The sequence below is a fragment of the Streptomyces sp. NPDC001941 genome (genome assembly GCF_040296945.1).
Lineage (GTDB): Bacteria > Actinomycetota > Actinomycetes > Streptomycetales > Streptomycetaceae > Streptomyces.
Window position 1 is genome coordinate 1 of the sequence record NZ_JBEOYE010000014.1, and the last position, 25600, is coordinate 25600.

At 73.2% G+C, this 25600-nt stretch carries 19 protein-coding genes; all 19 read left to right on the plus strand.

Features of this window, described 5'->3' with window-relative positions; all coding sequences use genetic code 11:
* Nucleotides 1-579 (plus strand): class F sortase (locus tag ABT160_RS12950; RefSeq protein WP_351646894.1); only part of this gene is annotated, 579 nt, incomplete at its 5' end.
* Nucleotides 580-630: 51 nt separating this feature from the next.
* Nucleotides 631-1308 (plus strand): response regulator transcription factor, encoded by a 678-nt coding sequence (locus ABT160_RS12955; protein ID WP_351646896.1) that lies wholly within the window; start codon nucleotides 631-633, stop codon nucleotides 1306-1308.
* Entirely contained in the window at nucleotides 1301-2719 is a 1419-nt protein-coding gene (locus tag ABT160_RS12960) for a sensor histidine kinase (RefSeq protein WP_351646897.1), read from the plus strand. The genes ABT160_RS12955 and ABT160_RS12960 overlap by 8 nt, the downstream gene beginning before the upstream one ends.
* Before the next feature lie 132 nt (nucleotides 2720-2851).
* Nucleotides 2852-4192: an LCP family protein gene (locus ABT160_RS12965; protein WP_351646899.1), complete on the plus strand. Its 1341-nt coding sequence runs from the start codon at nucleotides 2852-2854 to the stop codon at nucleotides 4190-4192.
* Complete coding sequence (locus ABT160_RS12970; protein ID WP_351646901.1) at nucleotides 4180-5607, plus strand: FtsW/RodA/SpoVE family cell cycle protein; 1428 nt, start codon at nucleotides 4180-4182, stop codon at nucleotides 5605-5607. Before ABT160_RS12965 ends, ABT160_RS12970 begins: the two co-directional genes overlap by 13 nt.
* Before the next feature lie 425 nt (nucleotides 5608-6032).
* Entirely contained in the window at nucleotides 6033-7214 is a 1182-nt protein-coding gene (locus tag ABT160_RS12975) for an ROK family transcriptional regulator (RefSeq protein ID WP_351646903.1), read from the plus strand.
* Nucleotides 7215-7667: 453 nt separating this feature from the next.
* Nucleotides 7668-9242, plus strand: a complete 1575-nt coding sequence (locus ABT160_RS12980; protein ID WP_351646905.1) for a sugar ABC transporter ATP-binding protein — start codon at nucleotides 7668-7670, stop codon at nucleotides 9240-9242.
* Complete coding sequence (locus ABT160_RS12985; RefSeq protein ID WP_351646907.1) at nucleotides 9239-10276, plus strand: ABC transporter permease; 1038 nt, start codon at nucleotides 9239-9241, stop codon at nucleotides 10274-10276. The genes ABT160_RS12980 and ABT160_RS12985 overlap by 4 nt, the downstream gene beginning before the upstream one ends.
* A 65-nt stretch (nucleotides 10277-10341) precedes the next feature.
* Nucleotides 10342-11400, plus strand: coding sequence for a substrate-binding domain-containing protein (locus ABT160_RS12990; protein WP_351646909.1), 1059 nt, complete (start codon nucleotides 10342-10344; stop codon nucleotides 11398-11400).
* A gap of 49 nt (nucleotides 11401-11449) precedes the next feature.
* Nucleotides 11450-12664, plus strand: a complete 1215-nt coding sequence (locus ABT160_RS12995) for a Gfo/Idh/MocA family protein (protein ID WP_351646911.1) — start codon at nucleotides 11450-11452, stop codon at nucleotides 12662-12664.
* A 198-nt stretch (nucleotides 12665-12862) separates the two neighbouring features.
* Nucleotides 12863-13867 carry a sugar phosphate isomerase/epimerase family protein gene (locus ABT160_RS13000; protein ID WP_351646913.1) on the plus strand — a complete coding sequence of 335 codons (1005 nt, stop codon included), beginning with the start codon at nucleotides 12863-12865 and terminating at the stop codon, nucleotides 13865-13867.
* Between the two features lie 243 nt (nucleotides 13868-14110).
* Complete coding sequence (locus tag ABT160_RS13005; RefSeq protein ID WP_351646915.1) at nucleotides 14111-17956, plus strand: ThuA domain-containing protein; 3846 nt, start codon at nucleotides 14111-14113, stop codon at nucleotides 17954-17956.
* 228 nt (nucleotides 17957-18184) lie between these two features.
* Nucleotides 18185-19363, plus strand: coding sequence for an inositol-3-phosphate synthase (locus ABT160_RS13010; RefSeq protein WP_351646917.1), 1179 nt, complete (start codon nucleotides 18185-18187; stop codon nucleotides 19361-19363).
* The gene (locus tag ABT160_RS13015; RefSeq protein ID WP_351646918.1) at nucleotides 19360-20439 is read left to right on the plus strand and encodes an SCO3242 family prenyltransferase; all 1080 of its coding nucleotides are present in this window, start codon (nucleotides 19360-19362) and stop codon (nucleotides 20437-20439) included. The genes ABT160_RS13010 and ABT160_RS13015 overlap by 4 nt, the downstream gene beginning before the upstream one ends.
* On the plus strand, nucleotides 20436-21362 hold the full coding sequence (locus tag ABT160_RS13020; protein WP_351646920.1) for a sugar phosphate isomerase/epimerase family protein: 927 nt from the start codon (nucleotides 20436-20438) through the stop codon (nucleotides 21360-21362). Before ABT160_RS13015 ends, ABT160_RS13020 begins: the two co-directional genes overlap by 4 nt.
* A complete protein-coding gene (locus tag ABT160_RS13025) occupies nucleotides 21359-22081 on the plus strand; it encodes an EboA domain-containing protein (RefSeq protein WP_351646922.1) in 723 nt (240 codons plus the stop codon). Before ABT160_RS13020 ends, ABT160_RS13025 begins: the two co-directional genes overlap by 4 nt.
* Nucleotides 22081-22929 (plus strand): TatD family hydrolase, encoded by an 849-nt coding sequence (locus tag ABT160_RS13030; protein ID WP_351646924.1) that lies wholly within the window; start codon nucleotides 22081-22083, stop codon nucleotides 22927-22929. Before ABT160_RS13025 ends, ABT160_RS13030 begins: the two co-directional genes overlap by 1 nt.
* Nucleotides 22930-22933: 4 nt before the next feature.
* Nucleotides 22934-24103, plus strand: coding sequence for a metabolite traffic protein EboE (gene eboE / locus ABT160_RS13035; protein WP_351646925.1), 1170 nt, complete (start codon nucleotides 22934-22936; stop codon nucleotides 24101-24103).
* Complete coding sequence (locus ABT160_RS13040; RefSeq protein WP_351646926.1) at nucleotides 24100-25497, plus strand: alkaline phosphatase family protein; 1398 nt, start codon at nucleotides 24100-24102, stop codon at nucleotides 25495-25497. Before eboE ends, ABT160_RS13040 begins: the two co-directional genes overlap by 4 nt.
* The last annotated feature ends 103 nt before the right edge of the window (nucleotides 25498-25600 follow it).

Here is a 25600-nt window from a genome sequence, read left to right on the forward strand (position 1 = left end):
CACGGTGGCGTCGCGGTAGACCTTGTCGGCCGGGAAGCCCTCCTTGGGGACGACCTCGATGGCGTACAGCGCGAAGACGGCGCCGCGTACCTGACCGGCACACCGCCCGACCCGCTCGACGGGTCCGCGCCGGACCGGGTGCGCATCCCGGCCATCGGCGTCGACGCGCCCGTCACCCAGGTCGGCCGCGACGGCGACGGCTGGATCGACGCGCCGCCGCCCACCGACGACAACCTCGCCGGCTGGTACACCGGCGCCGTCACCCCCGGCGAGCGCGGCACCGCCGTCCTCGTCGGGCACGTCGACACCCGCAGCGGACCCGCCGTCTTCTACGGCCTCGGCGCGCTCCAGCCCGGCAGCCGCATCGAGGTGCGCCGGGCCGACGGCCGCACCGCCGTCTTCGCGCTGTACGCCATCGAGGTCGTCCCCAAGGAGGGCTTCCCGGCCGACAAGGTCTACCGCGACGCCACCGTGCCCGAGCTGCGCGTCATCACCTGCGGCGGCGGCTTCACCAAGAAGAAGGGCTACGACGGGAACGTCGTCGGCTACGCCCGCCTCGTCGACGTACAGGCGAATTGAACCCTTCCACCCGGTCGACGCCCACCCGTCCGGTTATGTGAAGCTGGAGCGATGCGCATCCTGGTGGTGGAGGACGACGAGAGCCTGGCCGACTCGCTGCGGCGCGGCCTGTCCGCCGAGGGGCACTGGGTCGACGTCGCCCACGACGGGCACCGCGGCCTGGAGCTCGCCCTCGGCGGCGGCTACGACGCGGTGGTCCTCGACCTGATGCTGCCCGGGCTCAACGGCTACCAGGTGTGCGGCAGGCTGCGCCGCCTCGGCGACCCCACGCCCGTGCTCATGCTCACCGCCAAGGACGGCGAGTACGACGAGGCCGAGGGCCTGGACACCGGGGCCGACGACTACCTCACCAAGCCCTTCTCCTTCGTCGTGCTCCTCGCCCGGCTGCGCGCGCTCGGCCGCCGCGGCGGCGCCCGCGACGACCGCACCCTGCAGGCCGGGGACCTCACCCTCGACGTCGTCGGCCGCCGCTGCCGCCGGGGCGGTACGGAGATCGAGCTCACCGCCCGCGAGATGGCCGTCCTCGCCTGCCTGCTCGCCCAGCCCGGGCGCGCCGTCGCCAAGCAGGACATCCTCGACGAGGTCTGGGACGCCCCCACCAGCGTCGACCCCAACATCGTCGAGGTGTACGTCTCCTCTCTGCGCAAGAAGATCGACGCCCCCTTCGGGCGGCGCTCCCTGCTCACCGTCCACGGCACCGGCTACCGCATGGCCCCCGACGGTGGCTGACACCCCGCGCACGGCACCGTCCCGCACCACCCGCCCGCGCCGCGTCCGGCCGCCCCGCCTCGTGCCCCGTACCGTGCGCGGCCGCAGCGCCGCGGCGGCCGCCCTCGCCATGGCCCTCCTCCTCGCCGTCGGCGGCGCCTGGCTGCACACCCTGCTGCGCGCCAACCTCCTGGAGAACGCCAACGGCCGCACCGAACTCGCCGCCCGCAAGGTCGCCTCCCAGGCCGACACCGGCACCCTGCCCGCCCGGCTGCCCGCGCCCGAGGGCGGCGTCGACCTGGTCGTCGTCCTCGACGCCCGGGGCCACGTCGTCGCCGCCACCCGCGACACCACGCCCACCCCGGCGCTGACCGGCTTCCGCCCGCCGACCGGCGAGGACAGCGCCACCCGCATCCTGCCCGGCGGCGAACGCCACGACCTCGTCGTCGTCCGCGCCACCACCCCCGGCGGCGAGGCCCGCTACGTCTACGGCATGACCGTCCTCAGCGACGTCGACGCCGCCACCGGAGCCATCGGCTGGGTCCTGGTCGCCACCGCCCCGCTGCTCATCGGGCTGGCCGCCGCCCTCGCCTGGGCCGTCACCGGAGCCGCGATGCGCCCGGTCGCCGCGATCCGCACCGAACTCGACGCCGTCACCGCCCGCGAACTGGACCGGCGGGTCCCCGAGCCGCCCGGCGGCGACGAGATCGCCCTGCTCGCCCGTACCGTCAACACCACCCTGGACCGCCTGGAGCAGTCCGTCGGCCAGCAGCGCCGCTTCGTCGCCGACGCCTCCCACGAGCTGCGCGGCCCCATCGCCGCCGTCCGCTCCCGCCTGGAGGTCGCCCTCGCCGACCCCGACGAGGCCGCCGTGCGCGCCGCCCTCGCCGACACCGAGCGCCTCCAGCAGGTCGCCGCCGACCTGCTGCTGCTCGCCCGCCTGGACGCCCGGCCCGCCGTGCGCGACGAACCCGTCGACCTCGCCCTGCTGGCCGCCGAGGACGCGGCCCGGCGCGGCGCCGCGCGCGCCCGGCTCGTGGTCGACGCGGACACGCCCGTACCGGTGCGCGGCGACCCCGCCCAGCTGGAGCGGCTCCTCGCCAACCTGGTCGACAACGCGCTGCGGCACGCCGCCGGCGAGGTACGGGTACGGGCCGCGCTGGAGCACGCCACCCCCGTCCTGGAGGTCACGGACGACGGCCCCGGCATCCCGCCCGCCGCCCGCGCGCACGTCTTCGAGCGCTTCGCCCGCCTCGACGCCGCCCGCACCCGGGGCAGCGGCGGCACCGGCCTGGGCCTGGCCATCGCCCGCGACATCGCCCGCGCCCACGGCGGGGACCTGGTCGTCGCCGACAGCCCGCGCGGCGCGCGGCTGGTGGCGACGCTGCCGGGGACCGGCGCCCGGGCGGCCCGGGCGGCCCGGGGTTCCTGAGCGTTGTTCTTGTGCGGGGTTCCTGAGTGAGTTCCTGACGGGGGTTCCTGAGCGGGTTCCTGAATGGGTTCCTGAGCGGGGTTTCAGGACCTTCAGGAGTCCTTCAGCGCCGTGATCCGAGGATCGTGCGGTGTGAAGCACCGTCGGGCGAAGAACACCGAGAAGACCACCGGGACGGCCACCCAGAAGGCCACCGGGAGGGTCGCCGAGAAGGCCACCGGGAAGGTCACCACCGCCACCAGGGCCGGGGCCACCGGCGCGAGGAGCGGCGCGCGCAGGCGTCCCAGGTCGAGAAGGTCCCGGATCACCCGGGTGCTGCTGTGCACCGGCCTGGCCGCCGCCGTCTGCGCCGCCGGCGGGGGCTGGTACCTCTACCGGGACCTCACCCGCAGCATCGGCAGCTCCAAGGCCCTGGACGACGGCGCGCCCCGCTCGAAGTACGGCGACACCAACATCCTGCTGATGGGCCTGGACAGCCGCAAGGACAACAACGGCCAGGACCTGCCCGACGCGGTCCTCGACAAGCTCCACGCCGGCAGCTCCGACATCGGCGGCTACAACACCAACACCCTGATCCTGCTGCACGTCCCCGGCGACGGCTCCAAGGCCACCGCGTTCTCCGTGCCGCGCGACGACCTCGTCGAGCTCACCGGCGTACCCGGACACGGCAAGGACAAGATCAAGAAGGCGTACGGACTCGCCAAGTACGAGACCGAGCGGCGCCTCGCCCGCCAGGGCGTCACCGACCGGCGCAAGCTGGAGCACGAGGGCCGTGAGGCGGGCCGCAAGGCCGAGATCCGTACCGTACGCGACTTCCTCGGCGTGCCGATCGACCACTTCGCCGAGGTCAACCTGGCCGGCTTCTTCCACATCGCCGACGCACTCGGCGGCGTCCCCGTCTGCCTCAACAAGGCGGTCAAGGACCGTTACTCGGGCGCCGACTTCCACGCCGGACGCCAGACCCTCGACGGGCAGCAGGCGCTCGCCTTCGTCCGCCAGCGCCACGGGCTGCCGCGCGGCGACCTCGACCGCACCCGCCGCCAGCAGGCGTTCCTCGCCTCCGCCGCGCACCAGCTGAACTCCGCGGGCACCTTCACCGACCCCGGCAAGCTCGTCAAGCTGCTCGACACCGCCAAGAAGGACCTCGTCATCGACGAGGGCTGGGACCTGCTCTCCTTCATCGAGCAGGCCAAGAACCTCTCCGGCGGGAACGTCGAGTTCGCCACCCTGCCCATCGCGGGCTTCGGCAAGCACAACAACGAGGACGTCAACCTCGTCGACGCGGCCCGGGTACGGGACGTGGTGCGCTCCAGGCTGGCGAAGGCCCCCTCAGGCACACCGAGCCCCTCGGACACGCCGTCCGCGAAGCCCGGCGCGAAACCGTCTGCGAAACCCGGCGCGAAACCCTCGGGCGGGGCGGGGGACGACGGCGTGCGCACCCTGGACGGCGGAGGCATCCCGTGCGTGGACTGACCGCCGCCCTCGGCGCGCGCCGCCGCGCCGAGGCCGTCCTGCTGCTCTTCGCCGTCGCGATCCCGCTGTACGGGTACGTGTGCGTCGGCGCCGCGATGACCGCGTCACCCGCCGACGGGCTCACCGGGTTCGCCGTCAGCCTGCTGCTCCTCGCGCTCACCGCCCACCTCGCCGTACGCCGCTGGGCGCCGCGCGCCGACCCGCTGATCCTGCCCCTCGCGGTGCTGCTGACCGGCATCGGGCTCGTCCTGCTGCACCGCCTGGACATCACGTACGCGAAGAGATTCGACGCGGCCCCGACCGCGACCGGGCAGCTGCTGTGGACGGTCATCGGCGTCGCGGTGTGCCTGGTCGTGCTGGTCGTGGTGCGCGACCACCGCCACCTGCGCCGCTACCTGTACCTGACGATGGCGGTGGCGCTGGTGCTGCTGCTGGCGCCCGCGTTCTTCCCCGGCGACACCTACGGCGCCAAGCGGTGGATCTTCCTCGGGCCGCTCTCCTTCCAGCCCGGCGAGTTCGTCAAGATCATGATCGCGGTGTTCTTCGCCGGGCACCTGGTCCTCAACCGCGACGCGCTCGCCCTCAGCGGACGCAAGGTCCTCGGCCTCCGGCTGCCGCCCGGGCGGCAGTTCGGGCCGATCGTCACCATCTGGCTGATCAGCCTGCTGGTGCTGGTCTTCGAGCGCGACCTGGGCACCTCGCTGATCTTCTTCGGCATGTTCGTGGTGATGCTCTACGCCGCCACCGAGCGCACCAGCTGGATCGTGTGCGGCCTGCTGATGGCGGCCGTCGGCGCGTTCGCCGTCGGCTCCACCGAGCCGCACGTCAAGGGCCGCGTGATGGCCTGGCTGCACCCCATGGACATCTACCTGCCGGTCGAGCGGCGGCCCGCGGGCCTGGTCTCCGCCCAGTCCGCCGAGGCGCTCTTCGGCTTCGGCAGCGGCGGCGCCACCGGCACCGGCCTGGGCCTGGGCCACCCCGACCTGATCGGCTTCGCGGGCCGCAGCGACTTCATCCTCACCACCGTCGGCGAGGAACTGGGGCTGGCCGGCACCATGGCGATCCTCGTGCTGTACGGACTGCTGGTGCAGCGCGGCCTGAAGGCGGCCCTCGCCGCGAGCGACCCCTTCGGCAAGCTCCTGGCCGTCGGACTGTCCGCCGCGCTCGCCCTCCAGGTGTTCGTCGTCGCGGGCGGGGTGCTCGGACTGATCCCGCTGACCGGCAAGGCGCTGCCCTTCCTCGCCAAGGGCGGCTCGTCACTGGTCGCCAACTGGGTCCTGATCGCACTGCTGTTGAGGGTGAGCGACCGCGCGCCGGAGCCGCTGCCCGCGACGGCGCGGGACCCGGGTGCCGCGGAGTGGGAGGGGGAGCCGGGGGCAGCGGGGGAGCGGGGGCGGTCGGCCGCCGTGGTGTGAGGGAGGGGGCGGGGGCCCGGGCCGGGGGCGTGGGAGGGTGGCCTCGGGGCTTCGGCGGCTTGTCCCGTACCGGCCTCGGGGCCTCGGCGGCTCGTCCCGTACCGGCCTCGGGGCCTCGGCGGCTCGTCCCGTACCGGCCTCGGGGCCTCGGCGGCTCGTCCCGTACCGGACCCGGGGCCTCGGCGGCTCGTCCCGTAACGGCCCCGGAGGCGGTGGCGCTTGTCCCGTACCGGCCCCGGAGGCAGTGGTGCTTGTCCCGTACCAGCCCCGGCTTTGTCCTCGATCGGGAGAAAGTCGTCGTGGATCCGTGCGCAACTTCTTCCCCCTCGGGCGAAGCGCTGCTACGTTCCCCTCGAAAGCCCGCCGGAACAACCCGGCGGGGCAAGGGAATTCGGCCATCGTGGCGGGGAGGGCGCGTGAGACGCATGACGGCACGACCCGCCAATGCCCACCAGGCGCGCCTGCTGCGCCTGTTGCGCGACGGCGGCCCCAACTCCCGCGCCCAGCTGGGCGACATGATCGACCTCTCGCGATCCAAGCTCGCCGTGGAGGTCGACCGGCTCCTGGAGACCGGGCTCGTCGTCGCCGACGGACTCGCCGCCTCCCGGGGCGGCCGTCGCTCCCACAACATCCGGCTCGCACCCGCGCTGCGCTTCCTCGGCGTCGACATCGGCGCCACCTCGGTGGACGTCGCCGTCACCAACGCCGAACTGGAGGTCCTGGGCCACCTCAACCAGCCCATGGACGTCCGCGACGGCCCCGTCGCCGTCTTCGAGCAGGTGCTCGCGATGGCCGCGAAGCTCAGGGCGTCCGGCGTCGCCGAGGGCTTCGACGGCGCGGGCATCGGGGTGCCGGGCCCGGTCCGCTTCCCCGAGGGCGTACCGGTTGCGCCACCGATCATGCCGGGCTGGGACGGCTTCCCCGTGCGGGAGGCCCTCAGCCAGGAGCTGGGCTGCCCGGTCATGGTCGACAACGACGTGAACCTGATGGCCATGGGCGAACAGCACGCCGGGGTCGCCCGCTCCGTCGGCGACTTCCTCTGCGTCAAGATCGGTACGGGCATCGGCTGCGGCATCGTCGTCGGCGGCGAGGTCTACCGGGGCACCACCGGCAGCGCGGGCGACATCGGGCACATCCAGGTCGAGCCGGACGGACGCCCCTGCGCGTGCGGCAACCGGGGCTGCCTGGAGGCCCACTTCAGCGGTGCGGCCCTGGCCCGCGACGCCGAGGACGCCGCCCGTGCCGGACGCTCCCACGAACTGGCCGCGCGCCTGGAGGCCGCCGGACGGCTGACGGCCGCCGACGTGGCCGCCGCTGCCGCCGCCGGGGACGCCACCGCGCTCGACCTGATCCGCGAGGGCGGCAACCGGGTCGGCCAGGTCATCGCCGGGCTCGTCAGCTTCTTCAACCCCGGCCTCGTCGTCATCGGCGGCGGGGTCACCGGACTCGGCCACACCCTGCTGGCCAGCGTCCGCACCCAGGTCTACCGGCAGTCCCTGCCGCTGGCCACCGGAAACCTCCCCATCGTCCTGGGCGAACTGGGCCCGGCGGCGGGGGTGACGGGCGCGGCCCGTCTGATCAGCGACCACCTGTTCTCACCGGCGTGACCGCCGGCCGCTGACGGCCGACCGGGTGGGTCGGACGGACAGCGGTCGGTAGTCGGCCGAAGGGCACCAAGCGCTCGTCCCGCACGGCCCCGCACGTCCCGTACAGCCTCGCACTACGAGCACGGCCGCACCACGCGTACCAAGAGCCGCACCACACGCACCGGCACCTCCGTACCCGTAACAGCGCATCCGTAACAGCGTGCTCATCACGCAGCACTCGTACCGCAGCACACGTGACGCGTGACATGGCACACGGCACCGATCACACGGCACCGCGCACACGGCACCGATCACCTAGCACCGGTCATACGGCACCCATCACACGTAACGCGTGACATGGCACAGCGCACCCAGTTCCACCCCCGCCTCGCCCCGCACACTCCGCTCCCGCCCCACCCCCGCCCCGCATCCCGCTCCAGCACCCCGTCGTCACCCGCCCGAGGGGACCCCCGCATGGCACCCGCCCCGGCACCACCCTCCCCGCACCCAACCCCCGGCCTGCCGCTGCTGGCCATGGCCGGCATCACCAAGTCCTTCCCCGGAGTCCGCGCCCTCGACGGCGTCGACCTGGAGGTCCAGGCCGGTGAGGTGCACTGCCTGCTCGGCCAGAACGGCGCGGGCAAGTCCACCCTGATCAAGGTCCTCGCGGGCGCCCACCAGCCCGACGGCGGCGCGATCACCTGGCAGGGCGCGCCCGTCGCCCTGAGGTCCCCGATCGCCGCGATGCGCCTGGGCATCGCCACCATCTACCAGGAGCTCGACCTCGTCGAGGGCCTGTCCGTCGCCGAGAACGTCCACCTCGGCCACGAGCCGACGACCGCCGGATTCGTCGTACGGGCCAGGGCCGCCCGCACCGCGACTGCCGCGCTCCTCGCCCGGCTCGGGCACCCGGAGATCGACCCGGCCCGTCTCGTCGGCCGACTCTCCGCCGCACAGCGGCAGATCGTGTCCATGGCGCGCGCCCTCTCCCACGACGTGAAGCTGATCGTCATGGACGAGCCGTCGGCCGCCCTGGACCCGGACGAGGTCGACAACCTGTTCCGCATCGTCGCCGACCTCACCGCCGCGGGCGTCGCCGTCGTCTACATCTCCCACCGCCTGGAGGAGATCCGCCGCATCGGGGACCGCGTCACCGTCCTCAAGGACGGCCGGGCCGTCGCCGGGGGACTGCCCGCACGGGACACCCCTACGCGCGACATCGTTGCCATGATGACCGGCCGCGCCGTCGAGCACGTCTTCCCCGAACGGGCGCCCGCCGACGCCGGGTCCACCACCGCCGGGTCCGCCACGTCCACACCCGTCCTGCGGGTCGAGGGGCTGGCCCGGGAAGGCGAGTTCGCGCCCGTGGACCTGGAGTTGTACCCCGGCGAGATCGTCGGCCTGGCCGGGCTCGTCGGCTCGGGCCGCTCCGAGATCCTGGAGACCGTGTACGGCGCCCGCCGCCCCACCGCGGGACGCGTCCTGGTCGACGGCCGGCCCCTGCGCCCCGGCAGCGTCCGCTCCGCCGTCCGCGCCGGACTCGGCCTGGCCCCCGAGGAGCGCAAGGCCCAGGGCCTGCTGATGCTGGAGTCCGTCACCCGCAACGTGTCCGTCTCCTCCCTGTCCCGCTTCTCGCGCGGCGGCTGGGTCGACCGCGGCGCCGAGCGCGCCGCCGCCCGCGCCACCACCCGCGAGCTGTCCCTGCGCCCCGACGACCCCGAGGTCCGCATCCGCACCCTGTCCGGCGGCAACCAGCAGAAGGCCGTCCTGGCCCGCTGGCTGCTGCGCGGCTGCCGCGTGCTGCTCCTGGACGAACCCACCCGGGGCGTGGACGTCGGCGCCCGCGCCGAGCTGTACGCGGTGATCCGCCGGCTCGCCGACGACGGCCTGGCCGTCCTGCTCGTCTCCAGCGAGGTCCCCGAGGTCCTGGGACTCGCCGACCGCGTCCTGGTCCTGCGCGAGGGCCGCGTCGTGCACACGGCGCCCGCCGCGGACCTGGACGAGCACCGCGTACTCGACCTCGTGATGGAAGGGAGCCCGACGCCATGACGCAACCCGCCTCGCCCGCCCAGCGGGACGCGCCGACCAAGGCCGTCAAGTCACCGCAGGACAAGGGAAGTCGACGACGGCCGGGCCTCGGGCTGCGCGCCGACGTGCGCAACCTCTCGCTGCTCGGGGTGCTCGCCGTGCTCATCGCGGTCGGCGGCATCACCAAGCCCGACCAGTTCCTCGCCACCTCCAACCTCCAACTGGTGCTCACCCAGGCGTCCGTCATCGGCGTCGTCACCGTCGGCATGACCTTCGTCATCACCAGCGGCGGCATCGACCTGTCCGTCGGTGCGATCGTCGCCCTCGCCTCGGTGTGGGCGACCACGCTGGCCACCCAGGAGTACGGCTTCGCGGGCATCCTCTTCACCGCCGTCGTCGTCGGCCTGGCCTGCGGCCTGGTCAACGGACTGCTCATCGCCTATGGGGGCATGGTCCCCTTCATCGCGACCCTCGCCATGCTTGCCTCGGCGCGCGGCCTGGCCCTGCAGATCACCGACGGCAAGACCCAGATCGTCAGCGTGAACTCGGTGCTCGACCTGGGCGTCCCCGACGCGTATGTCCTCGGAGTCCCGCCGCTGGTACTGGTCTTCGCCGCCGTCACGGTGGCCGGCTGGCTGGTGCTCAACCGCACCACCTTCGGCCGGCGCACGATCGCCGTCGGCGGCAACGCCGAAGCGGCCCGCCTCGCCGGCATCGACGTACGCCGCCAGCGCCTCTACCTCTACCTGCTGTCCGGCCTGTGCTGCGGCATCGCCGCGTTCCTGCTGGTCATCCTGTCCGGGTCGGGCCAGAACACCAACGGCAACCTGTACGAACTCGACGCCATCGCCGCCGCGATCATCGGCGGCACCCTGCTCAGCGGCGGCCGCGGCACCATCGTCGGCTCCGTCCTCGGCGTCCTGGTCTTCACCACGATCACCAACATCTTCGCCCTGAACAACCTGCAGAGCGACGTCCAGCAGATCGCCAAGGGCGCGATCATCGTCGCCGCCGTCCTGGTCCAGCGCCGTACCGTCCGCGACGCCGACGGCTGACGCTCCCTCACCACCCCTCACTTCCCACCCTGTTGTCCGTCCATCGCGCGAAGGGTCGCCCCGCCATGCCACGCAACGGTCTGCCCAGCTCCAGCCCCAGCCGCAGAGGCATCCTCTTCGGCACCGCCGCGGTCTCCGCGGGCGCCGTCCTCACCGCCTGCACCAGCAACGAGCCCAAGGAGAAGGCCGCCGCGCAGTCGAACGCGCCCGCCGCCGACGACAAGCCCGGCACCCCGGTCACCATCGGCTTCGCCGGGCCCCAGGCCGACCACGGCTGGCTCAACGCCATCAACGAGAACGCCAAGTCCCGTGCCGGCAAGTACTCCGAGGTCACCCTGGAGATCACCGAGGGCTCCAACGACACCGCCGCCCAGATCGGCCAGATCCAGACCCTCATCAACAAGAAGGTCGACGTCCTGGTCATCCTGCCCGCCGACGGCAAGGCGCTGACCCAGGTCGGCCTGCAGGCCATGAAGGCGGGCATCCCGGTCATCAACCTCGACCGGGTCTTCGCCTCCCCGCAGGCCTACCGCTGCTGGATCGGCGGCGACAACTACGGCATGGGCCTCAACGCGGGCAACTACATCGGCCAGCAGCTCAAGGACAAGCAGGGCGCCAAGGTCATCGAACTGGCCGGCCTGGACAACCTGGAGCTCACCAAGGAGCGCACCCGCGGCTTCGACGACGCCCTGAAGAACTACCCCAACATCCAGAAGGTGGCCCGCCAGGCCGCCTCCTTCACCGTCGAGTCCGGCCAGGCCAAGATGGCGCAACTCCTCCAGGCCCAGAGCCAGTTCGACGCCCTGTGGAACCACGACGACGACCAGGGGGTCGGCGCGCTGCGCGCCATCGCCCAGTCCGGCCGCAAGGACTTCCTGATGGTCGGCGGCGCCGGCTCCAAGTCCGCCATGGACGCCATCAAGGCCGACAACAGCGTCCTGAAGGCCACCGTCCTCTACCCGCCCACCATGGCGGCCTCCGCCATCGACCTGGCCCGCGCGCTGGGCCAGAAGAAGGGCGTGGGCGGTCTCTCCGAACTGGAGATCCCCGCCTCCCTCACCCTCTACTCCGCCGTCGTGACCAAGGACAACGTCGACGAGTACCTGCCGACGGGCTTCAGCTGACGGGCGGCCCGCCCCGCCCCGACCGCGCGTCACCGACGAGGAGGAAACCATGACCGGCACAGCCCGCAGCGAACAGACCGACAGCGAGGCGGCCAAGCCAGCACTCGGCATCGGCATGGTCGGATACGCGTTCATGGGCGCCGCCCACTCCCAGGGCTGGCGCACCGTGGGCCACGTCTTCGACCTGCCCGTGCGGCCGCGCCTCGCGGCGATCTGCGGCCGTGACGCGGGCGCCGTGCGGGCCGCCGCCGACCGGCACGGCTGGGCCGCGGCCGAGACCGACTGGCGCGCCCTGGTCGCCCGCGACGACGTGCAGCTCGTCGACGTCTGCACCCCGGGCGACAGCCACGCCGAGATCGCCGTGGCGGCCCTGGAGGCCGGCAAGCACGTGCTGTGCGAGAAGCCCCTCGCCAACACGGTGGAGGAGGCCGAGGCGATGGCGGAGGCCGCCGAACGGGCCGCCGCCCGGGGCCAGATCGCGATGGTCGGCTTCAACTACCGCCGGGTGCCCGCGATCGCGTACGCGCGCCGCCTCATCGCCGCCGGACGCCTCGGCGCCCTGCGGCACGTGCGCGTCAGCTACCTCCAGGACTGGCTGGTCGACCCCGCCTTCCCGCTCACCTGGCGGCTGCAGAAGCAGCACGCGGGCTCGGGCGCGCTGGGGGACCTGGGCGCGCACGCGGTCGACCTGGCGCAGTACCTGGCAGGCGAGCAACTGGCGGGCGTATCAGCCCTGTCGGAGACGTTCGTACGCGAACGACCCGTGCTCTCGGGCGCCTCCAGCGGCCTCTCCGGCGCCGGCACCACCGAGCGGGGACAGGTCACCGTCGACGACGCGGTGGTCTTCACCGGACGGCTCACCGGCGGCGCCCTCGCCGTCTTCGAGGCGACCCGGATGGCCAGCGGACGCAAGAACGCGCTGCGCCTGGAGATCAACGGGGAGCTCGGGTCGCTCGCCTTCGACCTGGAGAGGCTCAACGAGCTGTCCTTCCACGACCAGACCGAACCCGCCGACCTCGCCGGGTTCCGCCGCATCCTGGTCACCGAACCCGGCCACCCCTACCTGGAGGCGTGGTGGCCGCCGGGCCACGCCCTGGGCTACGAGCACACCTTCGCCCACCAGGCCCGCGACCTGCTCACCTCGATCGCCGAGGGCACCCCGCCCCACCCGACCTTCGCCGACGGGCTCCAGGTCCAGCGGGTGCTCGCGGCGGTGGAGGAGAGCGCGGCGAAGAACGCGGCGTACACACCGGTGGCGGGGTAGCCCCGGCCGGTCCACCCGTACGCGCCAACGGTCCCGCACTCCCGACCCGTACCCCGCCTGCCGTACGCGCCACCGGAGCCGTACCCCACCACCCGTACGCAACCCCCGTGTGCACGACCGGCGCACTCCACCACCCGCACCCGCGTCCCGCCACCCGCACCCGCATCCCGTACGCCGTACCCCCGAGGAGGCCACCCCGTGCCCCGCCCCTTCACCCTCTTCACCGGCCAGTGGGCCGACCTCCCGCTGGAGGAAGTCTGCCGGTACGCCCGCGACTTCGGTTACGACGGCCTCGAACTCGCCTGCTGGGGAGACCACTTCGAGGTCGACAAGGCCCTGGCCGACCCGGGATACCTCGACTCCCGCCACGCCCTGCTCGACAAGTACGGCCTGAGGTGCTGGGCCATCTCCAACCACCTGGTCGGCCAGGCCGTCTGCGACCACCCCATCGACGAGCGCCACCAGGGCATCCTGCCGGCCCGCATCTGGGGCGACGGCGAACCCGAGGGCGTGCGGCAGCGGGCGGCGCGCGAGATGGCCGACACGGCCCGGGCGGCCGCGGCCTTCGGCGTACGCACCGTCATCGGCTTCACCGGCTCCTCGATCTGGCACCTGGTCGCGATGTTCCCGCCGGTCCCGCCGCACATGATCGAGCGCGGCTACGAGGACTTCGCCGAGCGCTGGAACCCGGTGCTCGACGTCTTCGACGCCGAGGGCGTGCGCTTCGCCCACGAGGTGCACCCGAGCGAGATCGCGTACGACTACTGGACCACGCACCGCGCGCTGGAAGCCGTGGACCACCGGCCCGCGTTCGGCCTGAACTTCGACCCGAGCCACTTCGTGTGGCAGGACCTCGACCCGGTCGGCTTCCTCTACGACTTCCGCGACCGGATCTACCACGTGGACTGCAAGGAGGCCCGGCGCCGCCTCGACGGGCGCAACGGACGGCTCGGCTCGCACCTGCCGTGGGGCGACCCGCGGCGCGGCTGGGACTTCGTGTCGGCGGGCCACGGCGACGTGCCGTGGGAGGACGTCTTCCGGATGCTCAACTCGATCGGCTACGACGGGCCGGTCTCGGTGGAGTGGGAGGACGCGGGGATGGACCGCCTCGCGGGCGCGCCGGAGGCCCTCACCACCCTGAAGCGGTACGACTTCGACCCGCCCGCCGCCTCCTTCGACGCCGCGTTCGGAGGCGGTGAGTAGCAGCCTGGGGTCGGTAGTCGCAGAGCCCGGACGCGGAGGGCGACGCGCCCGGAGACGCGCCCCGGAGTGCCCGGAACAGGCCCGGTGGCACGTCTCGCGCCGGGTCGCCTCCGCCTGCCCCGGCACCGCTTTGTCCTGACCCGGGAGAAAGTTCAACTCGCCTGGCGCGCAAGGGGTTTCGGCCCTGGACGAAGCCCGCTACCGTCCCGTGATGTGTACAGGACATAGACCCCCCAGACCGGCATGACGGCGCACGCCGGTCCCCGGACCACCCGGCGCAACCCGCCCGTACGACACGTACGACCGGCCCCCCGGAGGACATTCGTGCACACCAGAAGGCGCAGGAACCAACCGCACCCCATCGCCACCGGCCACCACCCCCCGGCCCGCCCCCGCACCCCGCGCACCCCCCGCTCCCGCAAGGCACTCGCCCTGCTCGCCGGCGGACTGCTCGCCCTCACCTCCTTCGCGCTCGGCGCCGCCCCCGGCGCCCGCGCCGCCGACCCCGACAGCAGGGCGGCGGCCGAGGACTTCCAGCAGGTCACCCTCGCCAAGGGAGCCGAAGAGGTCGGCGAACCCATGTCGCTCGCCGTCCTCCCGGACCGCAGCGTCCTGCACACCTCACGCAACGGCGAACTGCGCCGCACCGACGCCACCGGCAACACCGTGGTCATCGGCACCGTCCCCGTCTACTCCCACGACGAGGAGGGCCTCCAGGGCGTCGGCGTCGACCCCGACTACGCCCGGAACAAGGCCATCTACCTCTACTACGCGCCCCCGCTGAACACCCCCGCGGGCGACGCGCCCAACGACGGCACCGCCGAGGACTTCGCCCGTTTCGACGGGGTCAACCGGCTCTCCCGCTTCGTCCTCAAGGACGACGGCACCCTCGACAACGCCAGCGAGAAGAAGGTCCTCGACATCCCCGCCACCCGCGGCATCTGCTGCCACGTTGGCGGAGACATCGACTTCGACGCCCAGGGCAACCTCTACCTGTCCACCGGCGACGACTCCAACCCCTTCGCCTCCGACGGCTTCACCCCCATCGACGAGCGCCCCGGCCGCAACCCCGCCTACGACGCCCGCCGCACCTCCGGCAACACCAACGACCTGCGCGGCAAGATCCTGCGCGTCAAGGTCGCCGCCGACGGCAGCTACACCGTCCCCGACGGCAACCTCTTCGCCCCCGGCACCGCGAAGACCCGGCCCGAGATCTACGCCATGGGCTTCCGCAACCCCTTCCGCTTCAGCGTCGACAAGAAGACCGGCACCCTGTACGTCGGCGACTACGGGCCCGACGCGGGCGCCGCCGACCCCCAGCGCGGCCCCGCCGGACAGGTCGAGTTCGCCCGCGTCACCGCCCCCGGCAACTTCGGCTGGCCGTTCTGCACCGGCGCCAACAACGCCTACGTCGACTACGACTTCGCCACCAAGACCTCCGGCGCCCCCTTCGACTGCGCCGCCCCGAAGAACGACTCGCCGTACAACACCGGACTCACCGACCTGCCCCCGGCCCAGCCCGCCTGGATCCCCTACGACGGCGGCTCCCTGCCCGAGTTCGGCGACGGCTCCGAGTCCCCGATGGGCGGCCCCGTCTACCGCTACGACGCCGACAACCCGTCCCCGGTGAAGTTCCCCGAGGCGTACGACGGCGACTTCTTCGCCGGCGAGTTCGGCCGCCGCTGGATCAAGCGCGTCGAACAGGGCGAGGACGGCACCGTCGCGAGCATCAACCCCGTTCCCTGGACCGGCACCCAGGTGATGGACATGGCCTTCGGGCCCGACGGCGCCCTCTACGTGCTCGACTACGGAACCGCCTGGTTCGGCGGCGACGAGAACTCCGGCCTGTACCGCATCGAGAACGCCACCGGAGGCCACTCACCCGTAGCCGCCGCCACCGCCGACAAGACGTCCGGCAAGGCCCCGCTGAAGGTCACCTTCTCCTCGGCCGGCACCACCGACTCCGACGGCGACGCCCTCACCTACACCTGGGACTTCGGCGACGGCGCCACCGCCACCGCCGCCAACCCCACCCACACGTACAAGACCAACGGCACCTACACGGCCACCGTCACCGCCCACGACCCCTCAGGGCGCACCGGCTCCGCCTCCGTGCACCTCACCGTCGGCAACACCGCGCCCAAGGTCGACCTCCAACTGCCTGCTGAGGGGCAGCTGTTCAGCTTCGGCGACGAGATCCCCTTCAAGGTGACCGTCACCGACCCCGAGGACGGCACCGTCGACTGCGCCAAGGTCAAGGTCACCTACGTCCTCGGCCACGACAGCCACGGCCACCCCATCACCTCCGCCACCGGCTGCACCGGCACCATCAAGACCAGCTCCGACGGCGGCCACGACCCCAACGCCAACATCTTCGGCGTCATCAACGCCGAGTACACCGACGGCGGAGGCGGCGGCCAGGCCCCCCTCACCAGCCACGACCAGTCCCAGCTCCAGCCCCGCCACCGCCAGGCCGAGCACTTCAACGCCCAGTCCGGCATCCGCACCTACGACAAGGCCCCCGCCCACGGCGGCAAGACCGTCGGCGACATCGACAACGGCGACTGGATCTCCTTCAAGCCCTACCTGCTCACCGGCTCCACCAAGCTCACCGCCCGCATCTCCTCCGGCGGCGCCGGCGGCTTCCTCGAAGTACGCGCCGGATCGGCCACCGGCACCCTCCTCGGCTCCGCTCCCGTACCCGTCACCGGCGGCTGGGAGACCTTCCAGGACGTCGACGTACCCCTGAGGAACGTGCCGAAGAAGACCACCGAACTCTTCCTCGTCTTCAAGGGCGGCGCCGGCGCCCTCTACGACCTCGACGACTTCGAACTCTCCAGCACCCCCGTCGACCGCACCGCCAAGCGCGTCCTCGTCTTCTCCAAGACCGGCGGCTTCCGCCACGACTCCATCCCCGAAGCCACCGCCGCCCTCAAGGAACTCGGCGCCGGAAGCAACATCACCGTCGACTCCACTGAAGAACCCAAGCAGTTCACCACCAGCAACCTCGCCCGCTACGACGCCGTCGTCTTCCTCTCCACCACCGGGGACGTCCTCGACGCCGGACAACAGCAGGCGTTCGAGAACTACATCCGCACCGGCGGCGCCTACATGGGCGTCCACGCCGCCGCCGACACCGAATACGACTGGTCCTTCTACGGCGGCCTCGTCGGCGCCTACTTCGCCTCCCACCCGCAGATCCAGGACGCCACCGTCCGCGTCGAGGACCACACCCACCCCGCCACCGCCCACCTCGGTGACGAGTGGAACCGTACCGACGAGTGGTACAACTACCGCGCCAACCCGCGCAGTTCCGTACGCGTCCTGGCCACCCTCGACGAAACCACCTACCAGGGCGGCACCATGAAGGGCGACCACCCCATCGCCTGGTGCCAGACCTACCAGGGCGGCCGCTCCTTCTACACCGGCGGCGGCCACACCAAGGAGTCCTACGCCGACCCCGCCTTCCGCGCCCACCTGCTCGGCGGCCTCCGCTACGCCACCGGCCAGGCCAAGGCCGACTGCCGCCCCACCACCGGCTACCGGCCCCTGTTCAACGGCAAGACCCTGGAAGGCTGGAAGCAGGCGGGGCCCGGGAAGTTCAACGTCGTCGACGGCGAACTGCGCAGCGAAGGCGGCATGGGCCTGCTCTGGTACCAGGCCAAGCAGCTCGGCTCCTACAGCCTCACGCTCGACTGGAAGCTCGACGGCGACGACAACTCCGGCGTCTTCGTCGGCTTCCCCGCCTCCGACGACCCCTGGTCCGCCGTCAACAACGGCTACGAGGTGCAGATCGACGCCACCGACGCCCCCGACCGCACCACCGGCGCCGTCTACGGCTTCAAGTCCGCCGACCTCAAGGCCCGCGACCGCGTCCTGCGCCCGCCCGGCCAGTGGAACAGCTACGAGATCAAGGTCCAGGGCGAACGGCTCCAGGTCTTCCTCAACGGCGTCAAGATCAACGACTACACCAACACCGACCCCGCCCGCAGCCTGAAGGACGGCCACATCGGCCTCCAGAACCACGGAGCCGACGACCAGGCCGCCTTCCGCAACGTACAGCTCAAGGAATTGCCGAGCGGCACGTAGCAGCATTCCCCGAGAACGGCGGCGGGCGGGGAGGCGCCGTACCCCCCGCCCGCCGTCTCCACACGTCAGCGCGGTGCGACACGTCACACGGCATGCGTCACACGTCACACGGCACACGTCACCGGCGGCACCGCACGCTCCACACGTCACATTTCACCCGTCATACGGCACACGTCATACGGAACGACGCACCGCCCCGGGTGGTGCCCCGGACCCAAGGAGGCAGCCGTGACCGCCGCACGACGCACGGGAGTCTGGTTCATCGGAGCACGCGGCTCCGTCGCCACCACGGCCATCACCGGCTGCGCCGCCGTCACCGCAGGCCTCCACCCACCCACCGGCATGGTCACCGAGACCGACCACTTCAGCCACGCCGGACTGCCACTCCTGACCGCACTCGTCTTCGGCGGCCACGACACCGCCACCTGCCCGCTGCCCAAGCGCGCCGAGGAGCTCACCGCCGGCGGCGTCCTGCCCCACGGCACCGCCACCGCCCTGCACGCCGAACTCACCCGCGCCGACGAGGAGATACGCCCCGGCGGCCCCCAGCCCGGCGACAGCCGCACCGACGAAGAGCTCATCACCGACTTCGCCGCCGACCTCACCGACTTCCGCCGCCGCCACGCCCTCGAACGGGTCGTCGTCGTCAACGTCGCCTCCACCGAACCCGCCCCCGGCCCCGACGCCACCCGCCTCGCCGCAAGCTCCCTCTACGCGGCCGCCGCCATCCACGCCGGATGCCCGTACGTCAACTTCACCCCCTCCACCGGGCTGCGCACCCCCGCCCTCACCGACGCCGCCGCCACCCGCGGACTTCCGCACGCCGGACGCGACGGCAAGACCGGCCAGACGCTGCTCCGCTCCGTACTCGCCCCCATGTTCGTCCAGCGCGCCCTCGCCGTACGCGCCTGGTCCGGCAGCAACCTCCTGGGCGGCGGCGACGGCGCGGCGCTCGCCGACCCCGCCGCGGCCGCCGCCAAGAACGCCGGCAAGGAACGCGTGCTCGCCGACACCCTCGGCACCGCCCCCCAGGGCGAGGTCCACATCGACGACGTCCCCGCCCTCGGCGACTTCAAGACCGCCTGGGACCACATCGCCTTCGACGGCTTCCTCGGCTCCCGCATGGTCCTGCAGACCATCTGGCAGGGCTGCGACTCCGCCCTCGCCGCCCCCCTCGTCCTCGACCTGGCCCGCCTCACCGCCCGCGCCCACGAGACCGGCCTCAGCGGCCCGCTGCCCGAACTCGCCTTCTACTTCAAGGACCCCGACGGCGCGGGCCCCGCCTCCCTCGCCGACCAGTACCGCACCCTCCTGCACTTCGCCGACCGCCTCGCAACCGGCCGTTCTGAGACGGGCCACGGCGGGACCGATCGCCCCGGCACCGACCACCCCGGGACCGGCCGATGACCCCCGCCCGCCATGGAGGAGCGGCCACACCACCACCGAACACACGGCCACGAGCCCCACAGAGCCCCCGGCAACGAGCCCGCGCCTGGGCCGAACTCCTGCGCGTCTCCGCCCTCTTCAGCGTCCCCGGCGACGCCCTCGCCGGAGCCGCCGCCGTCGGCAGGCGCCCCCACCGCGCCACCGCCCTCGCCCTCGCCACCTCCCTCTGCCTGTACGAAGCGGGCATGGCCCTCAACGACTGGGCCGACCGCGACGAGGACGCCGCCGAACGCCCCCACCGACCCCTGCCCTCCGGCCGCATCAGCCCCACCGCCGCCCTCACCGCCGCCGCCGGCCTCACCGCCGGGGGCCTGGCCTGCGCGGCCCGCGCCGGCCGCGCCCCCCTGGCCGTCGCCACCACACTCGCCGTCACCGTGTGGTCGTACGACACATGGCTCAAACACACCCCGGCAGGCCCCGCCGCCATGGCGACCGCCCGCGCCCTGGACCTCCTCCTCGGTGCCACCGCCACCGACCGGACCCGCGCCCACCACGCGCTCCTGCCGTCCTGTGTGCTCGGCGCACACACGTACGCCGTCACCGCGGTGTCCCGCCACGAGACCCAAGGTGGCTCGACCACCGCCCCCCTCACCGCACTAGCCACCACCGGCCTGCTCACGACCCTGACGGTACGAGGACACCTCCGCGCCCTCACCGGGGTACGGGACCACCTGCGCGACCCCATTGCGGTACGGGACCATCTCCACGCCCTCACCACGCCAGGCCCCCGCGAAACCCGCAGTCCCACCCCCGCGGCCATCGCCACCAGCGGGCCCGCCCCCGGCACCCCGGCCACCGCCCTCACCACCCTCGCCCTGACCGCCCTCTACGCCCGCACCTCCGCCCGCCCCCTCCTGCACGCCGCCCTCAACCCCTCACCGCCGCTCACCCAACGCGCCGTCGGCGGCGGCATCCGCGCGATGATCCCGCTCCAGGCCGCCCTCGCCGCCCGGGCCGGATCCCCCGCCACCGGGCTCGCCGTACTCGCCCTCGCCCCCCTCGCCCGCACCCTGGCCCGAAAGGTGAGCGCGACATGACCACCCCCCACCCCGCACCCGCCCCCGCACCCGCCCCCGCGCTGCCCGCCACCCGGCTGCGCCTGGGCTACGGCACCAACGGGCTCACCGACCTCCGCCTCGACGACGCCCTCACCCTGCTCGCCGACCTCGGATACGACGGAGTCGGACTCACCCTCGACCACATGCACCTCGACCCACTGGCCCCGGACCTGTTCGCCCGCACCCGCAAGACCGGCGCACGACTGGCCGAGCTGGGCCTCACCGCCACCATCGAGACCGGCGCCCGCTACGTCCTCGACCCACGGCGCAAACACGGCCCCTCCCTCCTCGACCCGGACCCCGAAGCCAGAGCCGTACGCGTCGCCCTGCTGATCCGCGCCGTACGCGTCGCCGCCGAACTCGGCGCCCACGCCGTCCACTGCTTCAGCGGCCACACCCCACCCGGCGACGACCCCACCACCGCCTTCGACCGCCTCGCCGCGACCCTCGCCCCCGTCCTGGAAGTCGCCGCCGAAGCCGGTGTCCCGCTCGCCGTCGAACCCGAACCGGGCCACCTGCTCGCCACCCTCGACGACTTCCACCGGCTGCGCCTCCTCCTGGGCGACCCCGACCCCCGGCACCTCGGCCTCACCCTCGACATCGGCCACTGCCAGTGCCTCGAACCGCTGCCACCCGCCGACTGCGTACGCGCCGCCGCGCCCTGGCTGCGCCACGTCCAGATCGAGGACATGCGGCGCGGCGTCCACGAACACCTCCCGTTCGGCGACGGCGAGATCGACTTCCCACCCGTCCTCGCCGCCCTCGCCGACGTCGGCTACCAGGGCCTCACCGTCGTCGAACTGCCCCGCCACTCCCACGCGGGCCCCGAACTCGCCCGGCACTCCCTGGAGTTCCTGCGCTCCCACCTCGACGCCCCCGGCACGGAGAAGGCCCCCGCATGACCACCCTGACCCGCACCGCACTCGAAGCCGCCCTCCCCGGCGCCGCCCGCGCCTGGCTCCACGAAGCCCTCGCCGAAGCGGCGCACGCTTCCGGCCGGACCGGGGGAGCCCTGGCCGCCGCTGCTGCCGCCGCTGCCGACGCACCTCCTCCGGGGGCCCCCACCCCCCCACCCCCCACCCCCACCCCCGCCCTCCCCGACCCCCGCCTCCTCCCCGCTCCCTCCTGGGAGCTCCGCTTCGCCGCCGCCGGGCGGCACTGCGGGGCGCGGTACGCGGACTCCGCGCGCTCCCTGCTGCTGCGCGAGGCGTGCGCCGACCCGGCCACGCTCACCCGCCTCTACCAGCAGGGCACCGCCGACGAGCGCCGCGCCGTGCTGCTGGCGCTGCCCGACCTGGTGGCCGGACCCGAGGCGCTGCCGCTGGTGGAGGACGCGCTGCGCACCAACGACACCCGGCTCGTCGCGGCCGCCGTCGGCCCCTACGCCGCCGTCCACCTCCCTTCGCACGCCTGGCGGCACGCCGTCCTGAAGTGCCTGTTCACCGGGGTCCCGGTGGACGCGGTCGCCGGGACGGCCCAGCGGGCCCGGGGCGACGGCGAACTCGCCCGGATGCTGGGCGACTACGCCCGGGAGCGCACCGCCGCCGGCCGCACCGTCCCCGCCGACCTGCACCGCGTCCTCGCCCTCACGGCCCCCGCCCCCGCTCCGGAGGAGTCCTGATGCGCATCTTCGACCCCCACATCCACATGACCTCCCGGACCACGGACGACTACGAGGCCATGTACGCGGCGGGCGTCCGCGCGGTCGTCGAGCCGTCGTTCTGGCTCGGCCAGCCCCGTACCTCTCCCTCCTCCTTCCTCGACTACTTCGACGCCCTGCTCGGCTGGGAGCCGTTCCGCGCGGCCCAGTACGGCATCGCCCACCACTGCACCCTCGCCCTCAACCCCAAGGAGGCCAACGACCCCCGCTGCACCCCCGTCCTCGACGTCCTGCCCCGCTACCTGGTCAAGGACTCCGTCGTCGCCGTCGGCGAGATCGGCTACGACTCCATGACCCCGGCCGAGGACACCGCCCTGGCCGCCCAGCTGCAACTGGCCGCCGACCACGGGCTGCCCGCCCTCGTCCACACCCCGCACCGCGACAAGCTGACCGGCCTGCGCCGCACCCTCGACGTGGTGCGCGAGTCGCACCTGCCGGTGGAGCGGGTGCTGATCGACCACCTCAACGAGACGACGGTCAAGGAGGCCGCCGACTCCGGGGCGTGGCTCGGCTTCTCCGTCTACCCCGACACCAAGATGGACGAGGAGCGCATGGTCGCCGTGCTGCGCTCCCACGGCACCGACCGGGTCCTGGTGAACTCGGCCGCCGACTGGGGCAAGAGCGATCCGCTGAAGACCCGCAAGGTCGCCGACGCGATGCTCGCCGACGGCTTCGACGAGGACGACGTCGACCAGGTCCTGTGGCGCAACCCGGTCGCCTTCTACGGCCTGAGCGGCCGGCTCCGGCTCGACGTCCCCGCACCGGGCGCGCTGCACGAGGGCAACTCGATCCTGCGCGGCGGGGAGTGAGCCGATGCGCTTCCGCCATCCCGACGGCTCCACCGTCCACCTCTCCTACTGCACCAACGTCCACCCCGCCGAGACCCTGGACGGAGTCCTGGCCCAGCTGCGCGACCACTGCGAACCGGTGCGCAAGCGCCTGGGCCGCGACCGGCTCGGTGTCGGCCTGTGGCTGGCCCGGGACGCGGCCCGCGTGCTCGGCAGCGACCCGGCGGCGCTGCGCGGCCTGCGCGGCGAACTGGAGCGGCGCGGCCTGGAGGTGGTGACCCTCAACGGCTTCCCGTACGAGGGTTTCGGCGCGCAGGAGGTCAAGTACCGGGTCTACCAGCCGGACTGGACCCGCCCCGAGCGCCTCTCGCACACCGGCGACCTGGCGCGCCTGCTCGCCGCGCTGCTGCCGGACGACGTCACCGAGGGCTCCGTCTCGACACTGCCGCTGGCCTGGCGGACCGCGTTCGACGCCGAGGGCGCCGCGACCGCCCGCACTGCCCTGCGCACGCTGGCCGGCCAACTGGACGCCCTGCAGGAGCTCACCGGCAAGTCCCTGCGCATCGCCCTGGAGCCCGAGCCGGGCTGCACCGTGGAGACGACCGCCGACGCCATCGCCCCGCTCACCGACATCGCCAGCCACCGCATCGGCGTCTGCGTCGACACCTGCCACCTCGCCACCTCCTTCGAAGACCCCGGCACCGCCGTGGGCGCCCTCGTCGCCGCGGGGATCGCCATCCCCAAGGCCCAGCTCTCCGCCGCCCTGCACGCCGAACTGCCCCACCTCCCCGAAGTGCGCGACGCCCTCGCCGCGTTCGCCGAACCCCGCTTCCTGCACCAGACCCGCACCCGCACCACCGCCGGGCTGCGCGGTACCGACGACCTCGCCGAGGCCCTGGCCGGCGACGCCCTGCCCGACAGCACGCCCTGGCGCTCCCACTTCCACGTCCCGCTGCACGCGCCGCCCGCACCCCCGCTGACCTCGACGCTCCCGGTCCTGGAGGACGTCCTGGCCCGGCTGGTCGGCGGCCCGGAGCCGCTCACCCGGCACCTGGAGGTCGAGACGTACACCTGGCAGGCCCTCCCGCCCGCACTGCGCCCCCGCACCAGGGGCCAGCTCGCCGACGGGATCGCCGCCGAACTCACCCTCGCCCGCGACCTGCTGACCGACCTCGGCCTCAAGGAACTGCCGTGACCACCACCCCCTCCGCGCAGGGCCCCGCCCCGCTGCTGGTCCTGGACGTCGTCGGGCTCACCCCCCGGCTGCTCGCCCACATGCCCCGGCTGCGGCGGCTCGCCGAGAGCGGCTCGCAGGCGCCGCTGGGCACCGTGCTGCCCGCCGTGACCTGCGCCGCCCAGTCCACCTTCCTCACCGGCACCCTCCCTTCCGAACACGGCATCGTCGCCAACGGCTGGTACTTCCGCGACCTCGGCGACGTCCTGCTGTGGCGCCAGCACAACGGGCTCGTCGAGGGCGACAAGCTGTGGGACGCGGCCCGCCGCGCCCACCCCGGCTACACCGTCGCCAACATCTGCTGGTGGTACGCCATGGGCGCCGACACCGACTTCACCGTCACGCCCCGCCCCGTCTACTACGCCGACGGCCGCAAGGAGCCCGACTGCTATACCCGGCCTCCGTCGCTGCACGACGAACTCACCGGGGAACTGGGCACGTTTCCCCTCTTCCACTTCTGGGGCCCGGGCGCCGACATCGTCTCCAGCCGGTGGATCGTCGACGCCACCCGCCACATCCTGCGCACCCGCCACCCCGACCTGGCCCTGTGCTACCTCCCCCACCTCGACTACGACCTGCAGCGCTACGGTCCCGACGACCCCCGCGCGCACCGGGCCGCCGCCGACCTCGACGCGGTCATGGCCCCGCTCCTGGACGACGCGCTGGCCGAGGGCCGCACCGTGGTGGCCCTGTCCGAGTACGGCATCACCCGGGTGAGCCGGCCCGTGGACATCAACCGGGCGCTGCGCCGCGCCGGCCTCCTGGAGGTGCACACCCAGGACGGCATGGAGTACCTGGACCCCATGGCCTCACGGGCGTTCGCCGTCGCCGACCACCAGATCGCCCATGTGTACGTCAAGCGCCCCGAGGACCTGGACGCGGTCCGCGCGGAACTGGAAGCACTGCCGGGTGTCGGCCAACTCCTGGACGACCAGGGCAAGAAGGAGCACGGCCTGGACCACCCGCGCTCGGGCGAGCTGGTCGCCGTCGCGGAGCCGGACGCCTGGTTCACGTACTACTACTGGCTGGACGACGCCAGGGCGCCTGACTTCGCGCAGCTCGTCGAGATCCACCGCAAGCCGGGGTACGACCCCGTCGAGCTGTTCATGGACCCGCTCGACCCCTATGTGAAGCTCAAGGCGGCGAAGGCGATCGCCCGCAAGAAGCTGGGCATGCGCTACCGGCTCGCGGTCGTGCCCCTGGATCCCTCACCTATTCGCGGCAGCCATGGCCGCCTCCCCGAGAGCGATGACGAAGGTCCGCTCATTCTGTGCTCCACCCCCCGCGCCGTGGGTGGCCGCGTCGCGGCCACCGATGTGAAGTCCCTGCTGCTTCAACTCGCTGGTCTCAACTGAACCACACTCCACTGACACCGAGGAGTTATCCACAATGAGCCGCAGCCCCGAGCACCCCGCGAGCCCGAGGAGCCCCCGGACCCCGGGCCCGCTCACCCCCTCC

Coding starts and splice junctions, on each gene's coding strand:
- ABT160_RS12975 (WP_351646903.1), top strand. CDS start 6,033: ATGACGGCACGACCCGCCAATGCCCACCAGGCGCGCCTGCTGCGCCTG.
- ABT160_RS13030 (WP_351646924.1), top strand. CDS start 22,081: ATGCGCATCTTCGACCCCCACATCCACATGACCTCCCGGACCACGGAC.
- ABT160_RS12985 (WP_351646907.1), top strand. CDS start 9,239: ATGACGCAACCCGCCTCGCCCGCCCAGCGGGACGCGCCGACCAAGGCC.
- ABT160_RS12955 (WP_351646896.1), top strand. CDS start 631: ATGCGCATCCTGGTGGTGGAGGACGACGAGAGCCTGGCCGACTCGCTG.
- ABT160_RS12995 (WP_351646911.1), top strand. CDS start 11,450: ATGACCGGCACAGCCCGCAGCGAACAGACCGACAGCGAGGCGGCCAAG.
- eboE (WP_351646925.1), top strand. CDS start 22,934: ATGCGCTTCCGCCATCCCGACGGCTCCACCGTCCACCTCTCCTACTGC.
- ABT160_RS13015 (WP_351646918.1), top strand. CDS start 19,360: ATGACCCCCGCCCGCCATGGAGGAGCGGCCACACCACCACCGAACACA.
- ABT160_RS13020 (WP_351646920.1), top strand. CDS start 20,436: ATGACCACCCCCCACCCCGCACCCGCCCCCGCACCCGCCCCCGCGCTG.
- ABT160_RS12990 (WP_351646909.1), top strand. CDS start 10,342: ATGCCACGCAACGGTCTGCCCAGCTCCAGCCCCAGCCGCAGAGGCATC.
- ABT160_RS12980 (WP_351646905.1), top strand. CDS start 7,668: ATGGCACCCGCCCCGGCACCACCCTCCCCGCACCCAACCCCCGGCCTG.
- ABT160_RS13025 (WP_351646922.1), top strand. CDS start 21,359: ATGACCACCCTGACCCGCACCGCACTCGAAGCCGCCCTCCCCGGCGCC.
- ABT160_RS13005 (WP_351646915.1), top strand. CDS start 14,111: ATGACGGCGCACGCCGGTCCCCGGACCACCCGGCGCAACCCGCCCGTA.